Origin of the sequence: Microbacterium lacus (assembly GCF_039531105.1) — a bacterium.
GTDB lineage: Bacteria > Actinomycetota > Actinomycetes > Actinomycetales > Microbacteriaceae > Microbacterium > Microbacterium lacus.
On sequence record NZ_BAAAPK010000001.1, the window covers coordinates 3,003,996 to 3,017,923 of the forward strand.

At 70.2% G+C, this 13,928-nt stretch carries 11 protein-coding genes; 4 read left to right on the forward strand and 7 right to left on the reverse strand.

Annotated elements, in window-relative coordinates; all coding sequences use genetic code 11:
• The first annotated feature begins 113 nt into the window (after window positions 1-113).
• The 3 genes from ABD197_RS14240 to ABD197_RS14250 all read left to right on the forward strand — a co-directional run bounded on the left by ABD197_RS14240 (window position 114) and on the right by ABD197_RS14250 (window position 6,363).
• Complete coding sequence (locus ABD197_RS14240) at window positions 114-3,005, forward strand: MMPL family transporter (protein WP_344055514.1); 2,892 nt, start codon at window positions 114-116, stop codon at window positions 3,003-3,005.
• Window positions 3,002-4,990 (forward strand): YhgE/Pip domain-containing protein, encoded by a 1,989-nt coding sequence (locus tag ABD197_RS14245; protein WP_344055515.1) that lies wholly within the window; start codon window positions 3,002-3,004, stop codon window positions 4,988-4,990. The genes ABD197_RS14240 and ABD197_RS14245 overlap by 4 nt, the downstream gene beginning before the upstream one ends.
• A 473-nt stretch (window positions 4,991-5,463) precedes the next feature.
• Window positions 5,464-6,363 (forward strand): endonuclease domain-containing protein, encoded by a 900-nt coding sequence (locus ABD197_RS14250; protein WP_344055516.1) that lies wholly within the window; start codon window positions 5,464-5,466, stop codon window positions 6,361-6,363.
• Between the two features lie 67 nt (window positions 6,364-6,430).
• Here the strand turns inward: ABD197_RS14250 and ccsB are convergent, their stop codons facing one another.
• The 7 genes from ccsB to ABD197_RS14285 all read right to left on the reverse strand — a co-directional run bounded on the left by ccsB (window position 6,431) and on the right by ABD197_RS14285 (window position 12,436).
• Window positions 6,431-7,507 carry a c-type cytochrome biogenesis protein CcsB gene (ccsB, locus tag ABD197_RS14255; RefSeq protein ID WP_344055517.1) on the reverse strand — a complete coding sequence of 359 codons (1,077 nt, stop codon included), beginning with the start codon at window positions 7,505-7,507 and terminating at the stop codon, window positions 6,431-6,433.
• A gap of 4 nt (window positions 7,508-7,511) precedes the next feature.
• A complete protein-coding gene (resB, locus tag ABD197_RS14260) occupies window positions 7,512-9,284 on the reverse strand; it encodes a cytochrome c biogenesis protein ResB (protein WP_344055518.1) in 1,773 nt (590 codons plus the stop codon).
• Window positions 9,265-10,053 (reverse strand): cytochrome c biogenesis CcdA family protein, encoded by a 789-nt coding sequence (locus ABD197_RS14265; protein WP_344055519.1) that lies wholly within the window; start codon window positions 10,051-10,053, stop codon window positions 9,265-9,267. The genes resB and ABD197_RS14265 overlap by 20 nt, the downstream gene beginning before the upstream one ends.
• Window positions 10,050-10,661 (reverse strand): TlpA family protein disulfide reductase, encoded by a 612-nt coding sequence (locus ABD197_RS14270; RefSeq protein ID WP_344055520.1) that lies wholly within the window; start codon window positions 10,659-10,661, stop codon window positions 10,050-10,052. Before ABD197_RS14270 ends, ABD197_RS14265 begins: the two co-directional genes overlap by 4 nt.
• Complete coding sequence (locus ABD197_RS14275; protein ID WP_344055521.1) at window positions 10,661-11,290, reverse strand: histidine phosphatase family protein; 630 nt, start codon at window positions 11,288-11,290, stop codon at window positions 10,661-10,663. Before ABD197_RS14275 ends, ABD197_RS14270 begins: the two co-directional genes overlap by 1 nt.
• A gap of 79 nt (window positions 11,291-11,369) precedes the next feature.
• Window positions 11,370-11,738, reverse strand: a complete 369-nt coding sequence (locus tag ABD197_RS14280; protein WP_344055522.1) for a DUF6264 family protein — start codon at window positions 11,736-11,738, stop codon at window positions 11,370-11,372.
• A 26-nt stretch (window positions 11,739-11,764) separates the two neighbouring features.
• Window positions 11,765-12,436 carry a DedA family protein gene (locus ABD197_RS14285; protein ID WP_344055523.1) on the reverse strand — a complete coding sequence of 224 codons (672 nt, stop codon included), beginning with the start codon at window positions 12,434-12,436 and terminating at the stop codon, window positions 11,765-11,767.
• Window positions 12,437-12,584: 148 nt separating this feature from the next.
• Here ABD197_RS14285 and aspS point away from each other — a divergent pair, with 148 nt between their 5' ends.
• Complete coding sequence (aspS, locus tag ABD197_RS14290; RefSeq protein WP_344055524.1) at window positions 12,585-13,925, forward strand: aspartate--tRNA(Asn) ligase; 1,341 nt, start codon at window positions 12,585-12,587, stop codon at window positions 13,923-13,925.
• Window positions 13,926-13,928: the final 3 nt, after the last annotated feature.

Here is a 13,928-nt window from a genome sequence, read left to right on the forward strand (position 1 = left end):
TCATCTTCACATCTAGTCCCCAGGTTGGCCCGGGCGGCTCGCCCTACGATACACTCATGTATCCGATACAACGCTGTATCCGATCTGTCTGAATCCTGGCATCCGGAGGCGCTGTGTCCACTCTTCTGTACGCGCTCGGGCGCTGGTCGTACCGTCACTCCTGGCGTGTGCTCATCGCGTGGCTGCTCCTCTTGGGCATCGCCGGCGGCAGCGCCGCGGTGTTCATGAAGGGAACCGACAACTCGTTCTCGATCCCGGGGACCGAAGCTCAGGCAGGCCTCGAACAGCTCAGCCGCTCGTTCCCTCAGGCCAGCGGCACGAGTGCGCAGCTCGTGATCGTCGCCGATGACGGCGGACGCGTGGATCAGGCCCCGTACTCCACCGCGATCGAGGATGCGATCGGGCAGCTGGAGAACCTTGACGGCGTCCTGGCGGTCACCGATCCGTTCGACGAGATGGTGACGGGGCTCGTGTCCGAGGACGACGACGCCGCGATCGTGCGCCTGCAGTTCGACGGCCAGGCGACCGACGTGTCGGCCGAGACGAAGGACCAGCTGCGCGACATCAGCGCCGAGCTCGAAGACTCCCTCCCGGCGGGCGCCCAGGTCGCAATCGGCGGCGATCTGTTCTCGCAGTCCGTCCCCGCCGTCTCGCTCATCGAGGCGGTCGGCGTGCTCGTGGCGCTGTTCGTCCTCATCATCACGTTCCGCTCGATCGCCGTCGCCTGGTTCCCGCTGATCAGCGCGATCATCGGCGTCGGACTGGCGATCTCGCTCATTCTCGTCTCGACCGCCTTCGCGTCGATCTCCTCCACGACGCCGCTGCTGGCGATCATGCTCGGGCTCGCAGTCGGCATCGACTACGCGCTATTCATCGTCGCGCGACATCAGGATCAGGTCCGCGACGGCGTGGATCCCGAGGAGTCGGTCGCTCGCGCGACCGGCACGGCAGGCTCGGCCGTGGTCTTCGCCGGCGTGACCGTGCTCATCGCCCTCATCGGGCTCTCCTTCGCCGGCATCCCGTTCCTGACGACCATGGGGATCGCCGCCTCCGTCGCCGTGGCGATCGCGGTGCTCGTGGCCGTCTCGCTCACCCCCGCCCTCCTCGGGTTCTCGAAGGGCCGTGTCGTCGGGTGGAAGCGCCGGCCGCGGCGCGCCGCCCGCCGATCGGATGCCGCCCCCGACGCGACCGAGGGGACTCCGGCGCGCGTGCGCCGCGGCTTCGCCGACCGGTGGGTCACCGGCGTCACCCGTCATCCCGTCATCACGACGGTCGCGGTGGTGGCGGGCCTCGGCGCACTGGCGCTCCCGGCGACCACGCTCACCTTGGCCCTGCCGAACGCCGGCATGCAGCCGACCTCCAGCGAAGCCCGCCAGGCGTACGACCTGACGTCGGAGTACTTCGGCCCGGGCTTCAACGGACCGCTCATCCTCACCGGCACGATCGTCACCTCGACCGATCCCCTCGGACTCATGCAGGACCTCGCCGACGAGGTCGAGAGCATCCCCGGTGTCGAGGAGGTGGCCCTCGCGACCCCGAACGAGACCGCCGACACCGGAATCGTGCAGCTCATCCCGACGACCGCGCCGGATGACCCGGCAACGGCCGACCTCGTGCGCGAACTGCGCTCGCACCATGACGAGTGGCTCGAGCAGTACGGCGTCGACCTGAAGGTCACCGGCTTCACCGCCGTCGCGATCGACATCTCCGACCGACTCGGCGAAGCGCTCGTCCCGTTCGCGATCTTCGTCGTTGGGCTCTCGCTCATCCTTCTCATGGTCGTCTTCCGGTCGATCTGGGTGCCGATCAAGGCGGCCGTGGGCTATCTGCTCTCGGTGGCCGCCGCGTTCGGGGTGATCGCACTCGTCTTCGAGCAGGGCGTCGGTGCGGACCTGCTGCACGTGGCGAAGACCGGGCCGATCATCAGCTTCATGCCGATCATCCTGATGGGCGTGCTGTTCGGACTCGCGATGGACTACGAGGTGTTCCTCGTCTCCCGGATGCGCGAGGACTACGTGCACAAGGTGCGCGCGCTCGGCGGCCTGCACGACCGCGAGATCGCCGTCGGCGCGGTGCGCTCCGGCTTCACGGCGTCGGCGCGCGTCGTCACGGCCGCCGCGGTCATCATGTTCTCGGTGTTCGCCGCGTTCATCCCCGAAGGAGACACCGCGATCAAGCCGATCGCCCTAGGGCTCGCGGTCGGCATCGCGATCGACGCGTTCGTGGTCCGCATGACGCTCGTCCCGGCCGTCATGGCGCTCCTCGGCGACAAGGCGTGGTGGATGCCGCGCTGGCTCGACCGGATCCTCCCCCACTTCGACATCGAGGGCGAAGCGGTCGAGCGCGAGCTCGCGCTCACCGACTGGCCCGAGCCGAACTCGACCGCAGCGGTCGTCGCGGAGGGTGTGCGGGTGAGCGCCGGCCCGACGACGCTCGTCGAGGACGCCGCCGTGCGCGTCGAGCCGGGAGGTGCGCTCATCGTGACCTCCGAGGACCCGCGCAGCGCCCGCGCACTGCTGCTCGCGCTCGCCGGCCGCGCGCCGCTCGAGGGCGCCGCCCGCGTGGGGGGCCATCTGCTTCCCGGACGTGAAGCGTGGGTCCGCGCGCACGTCGGAGTCGCGCTGCTCGACGGGTCGACGCAGCCGCTGCGCGACCTGCGCCGCGCGCTCTCCGGGCGCCCGCGCATCGTGGTGGTCGAGGGTCTCGACGCCCTCACCCCGGGCTCCGCGCTCGAGGGCGCATCGGTCGCCCTGCGGGACGCGGCCGCGAACGCGCCGGGTCTGGTGGTCCTCGTGTCCACGACGAGACCGGATGCCGCGCGGGCGCTCCTGGTCGACGCCGGCTGGACCGAGATCGGGGAGGTCGACGTGACGGTTCCCGAAGCCGCACCGTCGGAACCCGAACCTGCCGGATCGACCGCGGACACGGATGATCCCGAGTCCCTCCTCTTCCCGCGGCGTGACGCCGCACCCACCGATGCTTCTGCAACCGAGGTGCACGCATGACCCTCCACATCGAGCGCGCGCGATCGCGGCGCCCCGTCACCTGGCTCACCCTCATCGGAGTGCTGCTTCTGCCGGTACTGATCGGCGGCATCCTCGTCGCGGCCCTGTACAACCCGGCCGAGCGCCTCGACAACATGAACGCGGCGATCGTGAACCAGGACGAGCCGGTCACGATCGACGATCAGCTCGTGCCGCTCGGCCGCCAGCTGACGGCCGGTCTTGTCGAGGGCTCTGATGAGATCGCCAGCAACCTGAACTGGACCCTCTCCAACCCGGATGACGCGGCCGCCGGCCTCGCGGACGGCACGTACCAGGCGGTCGTGACGATCCCGGAGAATTTCTCCGCGGCGGCGACGTCGACCGCCCCCGGCGGCACTCCCGAGCGGGCGACCATCGAGGTCACGACCCCGCCCGACTCGAAGGTCGTGGACGATGCGATCACCGCCCAGGTGACCTCGGCCGCGGCATCCATCCTCGGCCGCCAGCTCTCGGAGGTGTACCTGGAGAACGTCTTCCTCGGGTTCACGACGCTCGGCGACCAGCTCGGCACCGCTGCGGACGGCGCGCGCCAACTCGCCGACGGCGCATCGAGCGCCGCGGACGGCGCGGCCCAGCTGCCGGGCGGCATCACGCAGCTCGGCGACGGCGCATCTCAACTCGCATCCGGCGCGGGCACGCTGGCGGGCGGTCTCGACCAGATCGCGAGCGGCATCGGCGGGGCGCAGTCCGGCGCGACCCAGCTCGCCGCCGGTCTCGACACTGCAGCGTCGCAGGTGAACAACCAGCAGCTCGTCGGCGCCGCGCAGTTGAGTGCGTCCAACGCCGCGACGGCCGCGTCGCAGACCGCTGCGCTCGCCGCCGGCGTCGGTGGTCTTGCGCAGACGCTGGGCGGACTCTCGGCCGAGTGCATCGCCCAGGGCGGATCAGCGGACTTCTGCACCCGGCTGGGCCTCGCTGCAGGCTCCGCCGGTACATCCGCGACCGCCGCTGTCGCCGCCGCGACGAGCACCGGCACGGCGAGCGGCTACGCTGCTCCGACGGCAGCCGGCATCGCACAGCTGACCTCGGAGACGAGCGCCGGACTGACGGAGGCGGCGAACCAAACCCGGACCCTCGCCTCCGGCCTCGGCCAGCTCGCGAGCGGCACGACCCAGTCGGCCGACGGCGCGCGCGAACTGCAGTCCGGCGCCGCCCAGCTCGCCGACGGCGCGACGCAGGCCGCCGACGGCGCGACCTCGCTCGCGGACGGCGTCGCCCAGCTCTCGACCGGCACGTCGAGCCTCGCCGACGGCCTGGCCACGGCATCCGACTCTCTTCCGAGCTACACCGACAGTGAGGCGACGAGCCTCGCGAACGTCGTGTCCGACCCGGTGACGACGGACGGCCTCGGCTCGTCGCTGTTCGGAGCCTCCGCCGTGCCGCTGCTGGCGAGTCTCGCCCTGTGGTTCGGAGGGCTCGGGACGTTCATCGCCCTGCAGGCCGCGTCCCGGCGCGCGCTGACGTCGCGATCGCCGTCCGCGGCGCTCGCGCTGCGCGGCTTCGCCCCGGCGGCGGCGATCGGCGCGATCCAGGGTCTGCTCGTGGCGGGCGTCGTGCAGCTCGCCGCCACGTACGACCTCGGGCAGTGGTCGCTGTTCGCGCTGCTGTGCGTGATCGCCGGCGTCGCCTTCGCCGCGGTCAACCAGGCGCTGGTGGCCGTGTTCGGGGGTGCCGGTCGCTGGCTCGCCGCGTTGGTCGGCGTGCTGACCGTCGCCACCGGGGTGGTCTCCACCGTGCCGGGGGTTCTCTCGCAAGCGGCCTCGCTGCTCCCGACGTCGCCCGCCTACACCGGCATGCTGGCGGCGCTGACGGATGCCGGCGGATTCGGATCCGCGATCGCCGGGCTCCTGATCTGGGCGGGGCTCGCGTTCATCTCGACGACGATCGCCGTGGCCAGACGCCGTGTCGCCCGCCCGCGCGATCTGCTGGTGGTCTCCCCCGCCTGATGTGGCGTTGCCGAGGGCGCCCCAACACCCTCGGCAACAGGCTCAGTCCGGTGGACGGCGCGCACCTTCTCGTGGCCGAACGGCGAGGATTCCACGCCGGCGCGGCGCTTCGCGGGCGAGCCGAAGATCGGGGTTCGGGCGGGGCGCGCGGACGCCGTGAGCGGCGCTGCCCAAGCACTCACCTGCATCTGCCTCGACCATCGCGCCTTCTTCGGATCGACACCGTACAAAGCGCCGGCACATCCTCGTCCCGCGGCTGCGGCTCCCCCGAACCGGCCCTGCTTTGCGTGGACCCCCAAGTCGACGCTTCATCCGCGGGTCACGCTAGACCTCTGGCGGGGCCGGGTCAAGGCCCGGAGCGACGGGGGTCGCGCATCGCGTCGACTCCTCCCCAACGATCCCGGCTGACCAGAAGTGCACCGCTCGGTCGTCGACAGCATCTGGTCTCGTCGATGCCGGGTGAGATGGGACGCATGCAGCGGCGGCCCCTTCCCGACGAGCTGCGGGGCCGTCCGTTCGTCGCGGACGAGGCGCGAATCGCGGGCGTGCCCTCTCGTCGTCTCCGCGCGAACGACCTCACTCGCCCCTACGCCGGTGTCCGCGCACCCGAAGCCCTGCCGATCGAGTCGACTGAGCAGCGCTGTCTTGCCTACCTGCCGCGATTGACGGCTGCCCAGTTCTTCTGCGGACTCACAGCGGCCGAACTCTGGGGCTTCCCCCTCCCCCGCCGCAGCGACGGGCTGATCCATGTCGGGGCGATCGCGCCCGAGCGCGAGCCGCGCACGCCGGGCGTCGTCGGACACCGCCTGAGCCTGACGTGGGATGACCTGACGTTGCGCGGGTCGCTTCCCGTGCCGCACCCCGCCGAGGTGTGGGCCCAGCTCGGCGCCGTCCTGCACCGCGATGGACTCACCGTGGCGGCCGATCATCTCCTGCACCAGCACCTCGCCGACCACGAGATGCTGCGCACGGCGGTCGACCGCCTGCGCCGACGAGGCGCGGTCGACCTGCGCGAGGCGATCGAGCAGGCGCGGGCGGGCGCGGAGTCACCGAAGGAGACGGAGACCCGGCTACTGCTCGTGAGGGGCGGGCTGCCCGAGCCCGAACTGAACTGGAACCTCCGCGACGCATCCGGACGGCTGCTCGCCCGCCTCGACATGGCTTACCCGCGTTACCGCGTCGCGGTCGAGTACGACGGTCGTCAGCACGCCGAACACCGTCAGTTCGAACGGGACGCCGACCGCTGGGCGGACATCGAAGCGAGCGGCTGGATCCTCATCCGCGTGCTCTCGCACCATCTCGCGGATCCCGGCCTGGTCGTGGCCCGTACTCGTCGCGCCCTCAGCTCGCGCGGCTGGATGCCGTCCCGTTGAGTGTCCAAGACGCGCCGTGTCCGCGCGCGCCAAGACGGCGTGTCTTGGACACTCAAACGGGGGCGGCTCAGCTCAGGCCGCTGTAGGCGTGCAGGCCCTTGAAGAACATGTTGACGATCGTGAAGTTGAACATCACGGCGCTGAAGCCGATGATCGACAGCCACGCCGAGCGCGAGCCGCGCCATCCGCGCGTCGCGCGCGCATGGATGTAGCCGGCGTAGAGCACCCAGATCACGAAGGTCCAGACTTCCTTCGTGTCGAAGCCCCAGTAGCGTCCCCATGCGTCGTTGGCCCAGATCGATCCTGCGATCAAAGTGAACGTCCAGAAGATGAAGCCGATGATCGCGAACCGGTACGCGATCGACTCGAGGGCGTCGCTGCTGGGCAGGGTGCGGAGGAATCGGGGACCGGTCTTCGCGGCGGCGACCGCCTCGGCTGACGCGTCCGCCAGTGCAGCCGTCTTGCGCTCGCGCCGGGCCTGCATGAGCTGCAGCACCGACAGGCCGAACGCGAGCGCGAAGATCGCCGTGGCGAGCGAGGCCACGAAAACGTGGATCACGAGCCAGATGCTCTTGAGGGGATCCATCAGCGGGGAGATCTCGACGTAGAACGCGAGCGCGGCACCGCCGAGGAGGAGGACGACCATGCCGGTGATGAATGCCCCGAGGAAGCGCAGGTCGTACTTGATGAGCGAGAAGAGGTAGACCGCGACGATGAGCATCGTCCCCGTGAGGGCGAACTCGTACATGTTCGACCAGGGCACACGCCCGGCGGCGATGCCGCGCGTGACGTCGCCGGCGATGTGGAACAGCAGCCCGAGCACGGTGAGCGACGTGCCGATCCGCGCCCAGACCAGGCGCGGCCGGTCCGCGGGACGCGCGGAGAAGGAGATCTCGGCGTCGCGTTCCTCCGCGCGCAGACGGTCGTTCGCCGACCGACCCGCCGAGACCGGAGCGCCGTCCGCCGATGCGGCGGCTGCGCCGACCGTCACGAGTTCGCGGGCGGCGGCATCCTGCTTCTCCACTGCACTCGCCCCGCGGCGAGCGAGATCGACCGTGTAGGCGATGAAGGCCAGTGCGTAGATCGAGATCGCGGTCCAGACCAGGAGCACGGAAACCGCGTCGAGCGTGAGGGCTTCGGGCATGGTCTCAGTCTACGCGCGGCGCGTCGGGCGAGCCCTGCCGCGAGCCGGCCGGATCAGCCGGCTGCGCGTCCTTCAGAAGCGGCTCGAGTGCATCCCCGTGACGGCGGACGAACTGGTCCAGCGCCGTCGCGATCGTCGGATCCTCACCGCGCGCGAGGCCGGCGTACTCGAGCCGCAGGGTGTGCCCGTCGACGGTCGCCTTGACCCAGAGCCGGCGCCGCGGGACGAACAGCGCGGCGAGCAGGCCTACGACGGCGAGGGAGGCGAACAGCAGCACCCAGCTCGCGGCGGCGTCGCGGTGGATCGAGAGCGAGACGAAGCGCTTGACGGACTCTTCGGATCTCCGGGCACCCGGGGGCGAGACGTCCTCGAACGTGATCGTGCCGAGCCCGTTCGGCAGATCGACGGTGTCCCCCGGCTCGAGCTCGAGCGAGGGCACGTCGATCTTGCGGCCGGTGAGCTGGGTCATGTCCGAGGTGTCCAGCGCGTACACCGAACGCGGCGTGCCGTCGTCGATGCCGAGGTCGCCCTCGTAGACGTCGAGAGTGAGCACGGGCAGGGTGAGTGAGGGGTACGCCGATGTGAACGCCCCGGACGCGAGCGGCGCCTGGGTCGGGTAGAAGAAGCCGACGAGCCCGAGCTGCTCGGGCATGCCGTCGGGAACCTTGACCACACCGAGAGAGGTCATGTTGGTGTCCTGGGCGAGGAACGGCACCGACTCGGAGAACACGACGTCGCCCGCGGCGTTGCGGATCGTGATCGTGGGTGCGTAGCCGTTGCCCATCAGGTAGACGCGGTCGCCGGCGATCTCCAGCGGATGGTTGACCCGGACGTCGCCCTCCTGCGGCTCCTGCCCGGCGAGCTGCGTGGTCAGGTGCGCGACGAAGTCGCCGGCCTGGCCGGATCCCTGCGAGCCGAGCGGCTGGTAGGTCACGTCGAACTCGTCGAGGGTCAGGGAGTACGGCTCGAGCGTCCCCTCGTCGACGAAGCGCCCCGGGTTGAACGATGTGTAGTCCAGCAGCGTGTTGACGAACGTGCCGCCCTCGATGATCACGCCCTGCCCGGTGTACGTGTAGCCGCCTCCGACGCCGACCGCGACGAGGACGCCGATCAGTGCGGTGTGGAAGACGAGGTTCCCGGTCTCGCGCACGTAGCCGCGCTCGGCCGAGACCGACAGCGTGCCGCGACTGTCGTACCGCTCGACGCGGTAGCCGCCGCGCTTCAGCTGCTGCGCAGCAGCCTCGATCGCGGTCACCGCCGCGTCTTCGGCAGAGGCGCCGGGAGCCAGCTCGACGAGCGACTCACGGTGGTCGGCCAGACGCTCCAGCCGCGCCGGAGTGCGCGGCGGGCGGGCACGCAGCGCCTTCCAGTGGTGCTTCGTGCGCGGGATCACGCAGCCGATGAGCGAGATGAACAGCAGGATGTAGATCGCCGAGAACCACGCCGACGTGTACACGTCGAACAGCTGGAGGTTGTCCAGGACCGGCGCGAGGTCGGGGTTGTCGGTGAAGTACTGCGTCACGCCGTTCGGGTCGGCGCTGCGTTGCGGCACGAGCGACCCCGGCACCGCGGCGATCGCGAGGAGCAGGAGGAGCACGAGTGCCGTGCGCATGCTCGTGAGCTGCCGCCAGCCCCACCGCAGCCAGCCGACGAACCCGAGCGCGGGCTGGGCGATGTCGCCGTCGGATGCCGCGCCGGAGTCGGCGTGATCGGCCGGGCGCAGCATCCCCTCGGTGGGCGCCGCGTCGCCGGGTGCGTCAGAGCGGGAGCGGGACATTCAGGAACACCCCCTGCAGCTGAGCCATGAGCGCGGTCCAGACACCCGTGACCATCAGGACACCGAGGATCACGAGGAGGACGCCGCCGATGATGTTCACCGTGCGGATGTGACGGCGGAGGAAGCCGACGGATCGCGTCGCCCAGCCGAAGCCGAGGGCGAGGAGGACGAACGGGATGCCGAGACCGAGCGAATACGCGAGCCCGAGCAGCCCCGCCCGCAGCGGATCGCCGAAGTTCCACGACATCGCGAGGATCGCGCCCAGGGTCGGGCCGATGCAGGGAGCCCAGCCGATACCGAGCGCCAGGCCGAGGAGCGGCGCCCCGACGAGACCGAGATTGCCGCGCACCTGCGGCTTGAACGTGCGCTGGGCGAACCCGAACAGCCCGATGAACACGAGCCCCAGCAGGATGATCACGACGCCCATCACACGCGTGATCGGCTCGGCGTATTCGAGGAAGAACAGCCCGACCGCGCCGCCGAGGATGTTCATCGCCATGAAGACGACGGTGAAACCGGCGATGAACAGCAGCACGCCGCCCAGCAGACGGCCGCGCCCCGTCTCGGTGACCGTCGCGGTCGCGGCGGGAGCGGCATCCGTCGGCGCGCCGCTCGGCGTGCGGGGCGCGACGGCGCCGCCGAGGAAGCCCAGGTAGCCGGGGACCAGCGGAAGGACGCAGGGCGAGAGGAAGGACACGAGCCCGGCGAGCAGTGCGATCGGCAGCGCGAGCCACAGCGCGCCGTCGGCGATCACGGCGCCCGGGTTCACGAGGTCTCCGCGAGCTTGTCCTGCACGAGGGTCTTCAGGATCGACGGGTCGATCGGGCCGATGATGCGGGCGGCGACCCGGCCCTGCGCATCGAGGACGAGAGTGGTCGGCGTGGCCTGGATCGGCGTCTTCTCCGCGAACGCGAGTTTGATCGCGGGCGTCTCGGCGGCGATCGCGCTCGGGTAGGTGATGCCGTAGTTCTCCGCGAACGCGGTCGCGGCCGCCGGCGAGTCCAGCGTGTTCACCCCGAGGAAGTCGACGTTTTCGCCGGCGAACTCCTGGTAGACGGCCTCGAGATCCTTCGCCTCCGCGCGGCACGGTCCGCACGCGGCGTACCAGAAGTTCACGACCAGCACGTCTCCGGCGTAGTCCGCACTGGACACCGGGTCGCCGTTCTCGGTCGTGGCGGCGAACTCGACAGGCTCTCCCCGCTGATCCTCCGCGATCTCCTGCACGGCACCGTCGCCGGCGATGAAACCCTTGTTGTCGCCCTGACGGTACTGGTCCGCGAGCGGGTCGTTCGCGCAGGCCGCGAGAGAGAAGACGAGCGCGCCGCTGACGGCGAGCGCCGCGATGCGACGGGTCGAAGACGAACGGATGCCGCGCATCACACCGCCCCCACATCCACCGCACCGGCGGTCGACGCCGGTTCGACGTAACCCACTTCGCGCCACACATCTCCCGAGAGCTCGAAGCTCGTGACGCTGGAGAGGGCGCAGCGCCGGCGGCGCGGATCGTGACGGGTGGGCAGGCCGGCGACGAAAAGATGGGTGACCCAGATCGGCAGCTGGTGGCTCACGATCACGACGTCGCCGGATCCGGTGTCGTGCCACGCGTCGGACATCGCGGCCTGCATCCGGTCGACGACCTGCGCGTAAGGCTCGCCCCACGACGGGATCTCGGGGCGGGAGAGGTGTCGCCAGCTCAACGGGTTCATCATCGCCCGGCTCATCCGGCGTCCCTCGAACACGTTGGTCGGCTCGATCACCCGGTCATCGATCACGGGTTCGATGCCGAGGAGTTCGGTGAAGGCCTCCGCCGATTCGCGCGTGCGCTGCAGCGGGGACGCGATCAGGCTTCCGACGGGGCGGCCGAGACCGTGGACGTACTCGGCCGCCTGGCGCGCCATGCGGCGGCCGTCGCCACTGAGTCCGTAGCCCGGGAGCCGTCCGTACAGCACGCGGCGGGGGTTGTGGACCTCTCCGTGGCGCACGAGATGGAGGCGATCGGCGGGCACCCTGCCAGTCTACGTGGGCGAAGATATGGGCAGTCTGGATGCCGGCCGAGAGCCAGGAGCCCGGGATGCCGGCCGAGAGCTAGGAGCCCGGGACACCCGCCGCGGCGATGAACGCGCCGATGAACCACGACGCGATGATGAGCACGCCGCCCACGAGCGGAACCCAGAACGCGAGCCGCCGCTTGACCAGCAGGACGATCGCGACAACGGCGGTGATGATGAGGAACAGCCAGGGCAGCCCGACGGCGACGAACATGCCGGTCGTGATCAGGTCGAAGCTGCAGTCGCGGACGCCGCAGGGGTCCGAGGCCATCGCGAGGAAGAAGCCGAAGAACGACATGATCGCCGCGAGGACGCCGGCCAGGACGAGCAGGATGATCGTCAGGACGAGGTCCCACGTCCGCAGCGGACGCTTGGCGGGCGAGGGGAGGGCGGGCGGCTGCGTCACGCGCCCATCCTAGGAGGCGTGGCTTCTCAGGACGCGCCGTCCTCCACGGCTCCGTTGCGTCGATGCTCCAGCAGGGAGCGCACGCGGCGGTGGATGAAGAACGCCACACCGCCGACGGCCCCGATGATCACGATGTACTGCAGGATCTCGGCGTACTGCTCCACGACGTGCCAGGACTCCCCGAGGAAGAATCCGGAGAGAACGAAGATGCTGTTCCAGATGAGGCTGCCGGCGGCGGTGAGCAGACCGAACTTCAGCAGCGGCATCCGCGTGATCCCCGCGGGGATCGAGATGAGGCTGCGGAACACCGGCAGCATGCGTCCGAAGAAGATCGCCTTGACACCGTGCCGCTGGAACCACGCGACCGTGCGGTCGATGTCCTCGGGGTGCAGGAGCGGGATGTGCGCGGCGAGGCGCCGCAGGCGGTCCGCGCCGAGCCACGCGCCGAGCCCGTACAGAGCGAACGCGCCGACGATCGAGCCGGCGGTCGTCCAGGCGAGCGCCTCGATGAGCGTGAAGGAGCCGCGGCTCGCGGCCAGACCCGCCAGCGGCAGGATGACCTCGCTGGGCAGCGGCGGGAAGAGGTTCTCGAGCGCGATCGCGAGGCCGGCCCCGATCGGGCCGATCACGTCCATGAGGGAGACGGCCCAGTCGCTCAGGGCGGTCAGCCAGGATCCGTCGGCGGGGCTTGCGGTCATCGTGCGGCTCCTGCGAGTCGTCGGGCGGTGATCGGATGCCGTCGCCCAGACGGACGAGACCTCTCCAGGCTACGGGGCGAAGGTGACCGAAGCCTGGGTGTGGGCGACTCGCGGGGAGCGGCATCCGCCCCGCGTAGACTGATCCGTCATGACCGAACGCACTCTCGTCTCCCAGCTGCACGCCCGCGAGGACGGACCGGTCACGGTCTCCGGTTGGGTCGAGACCGTGCGCGATCAGAAGAAGGTGCAGTTCGTCATCCTGCGGGACGAGACCGGCGCCGTGCAGCTCGTGAACCCCGCCACGCGCCCGGCCGAGGACGGCACGGAGCAGGACGCCGCGGCCCTCGCGCTCACCGACGTGATCTCCGCGCTCGCGACCGGCACCTTCCTCACCGTGCGGGGCGAGCTCAAGCACGACGAGCGCGTCAAGCTCGGCGGCGTCGAGATCAAGGTCGGCACGCTCGAGATCGCCGCGGCGGCGAACCCGGAGACGCCCATCGCGGCCGACAGCAGCCCGGACAAGCGCATGGACTGGCGCTTCCTCGACCTCCGGCAGCGGCGCAACAACCTGATCTTCCGCGTGCAGACGACGTTCGAACACGCGCTGCGCACGTACTGGATCGAGCGCGACTACATCGAGGTCCACTCGCCGAAGCTCATGGCGAGCCCGTCGGAGTCCAACGCGGAACTGTTCGCCCTGGAGTACTTCAACGACCAGACCGCTTATCTCGCGCAGTCGCCCCAGTTCTTCAAGCAGATGGCCCAGGTCGCCGGCTTCGGCAAGATCTTCGAGATCGCCCCGGCGTTCCGCGCCGACCCCTCCTTCACGAGCCGGCACGCGACCGAGTTCACCTCGATCGACGCCGAGATCAGCTGGATCGACTCGCACGAGGATGTCGCCCGGATGCAGGAGGAGCTGCTGCAGTTCGCCTTCCAGGCGGTCAAGGACAAGCACGGCGAAGAGATCGCGCAGCTGTTCGAGGTCGAGGTGCAGGTTCCCACGGTCCCGTTCCCGCGCATCCCGCTCGCCGAGGCCCTCGAGATCGTGAAGTCGCGCGGCTACGAAGTGCCGCGCACCGACGGCGATCTCGACCCGGAGGGCGAGCGCCAGATCGCCGCCTATGTGCAGGAGACGTACGGTCACCAGTTCGTCTTCATCACCGACTACCACCCTGCGATCCGCGCGTTCTACCACATGCGCGACGAGGAGACCGGGCTCACCAAGAGCTACGACCTCCTGTTCAACGGGGTCGAGATCACGACGGGCGCGCAGCGCGAGCACCGCGTCGACGTCCTGATCGAGCAGGCCAAGGAGAAGGGGCTCGATCCCGAGCACCTGGACTTCTACCTCGACTTCTTCCGCTTCGGCGCTCCGCCGCACGGCGGGTTCGGGATGGGTCTCGCGCGCGTCCTCATGCTCCTGCTCGGCGAATCGTCGATCCGCGAGGTGACCTACCTGTTCCGCGGCCCGACGCGCCTGGCTCCCTGAGCG

What these genes read in the sequence shown, in the direction of transcription:
- aspS (WP_344055524.1), top strand. Translation starts at nt 12,585, where the DNA reads ATGACCGAACGCACTCTCGTCTCCCAGCTGCACGCCCGCGAGGACGGA.
- ABD197_RS14270 (WP_344055520.1), bottom strand. Translation starts at nt 10,661, where the DNA reads ATGCGCGGCATCCGTTCGTCTTCGACCCGTCGCATCGCGGCGCTCGCC.
- resB (WP_344055518.1), bottom strand. Translation starts at nt 9,284, where the DNA reads ATGTCCCGCTCCCGCTCTGACGCACCCGGCGACGCGGCGCCCACCGAG.
- ccsB (WP_344055517.1), bottom strand. Translation starts at nt 7,507, where the DNA reads ATGCCCGAAGCCCTCACGCTCGACGCGGTTTCCGTGCTCCTGGTCTGG.
- ABD197_RS14285 (WP_344055523.1), bottom strand. Translation starts at nt 12,436, where the DNA reads ATGACCGCAAGCCCCGCCGACGGATCCTGGCTGACCGCCCTGAGCGAC.
- ABD197_RS14250 (WP_344055516.1), top strand. Translation starts at nt 5,464, where the DNA reads ATGCAGCGGCGGCCCCTTCCCGACGAGCTGCGGGGCCGTCCGTTCGTC.
- ABD197_RS14245 (WP_344055515.1), top strand. Translation starts at nt 3,002, where the DNA reads ATGACCCTCCACATCGAGCGCGCGCGATCGCGGCGCCCCGTCACCTGG.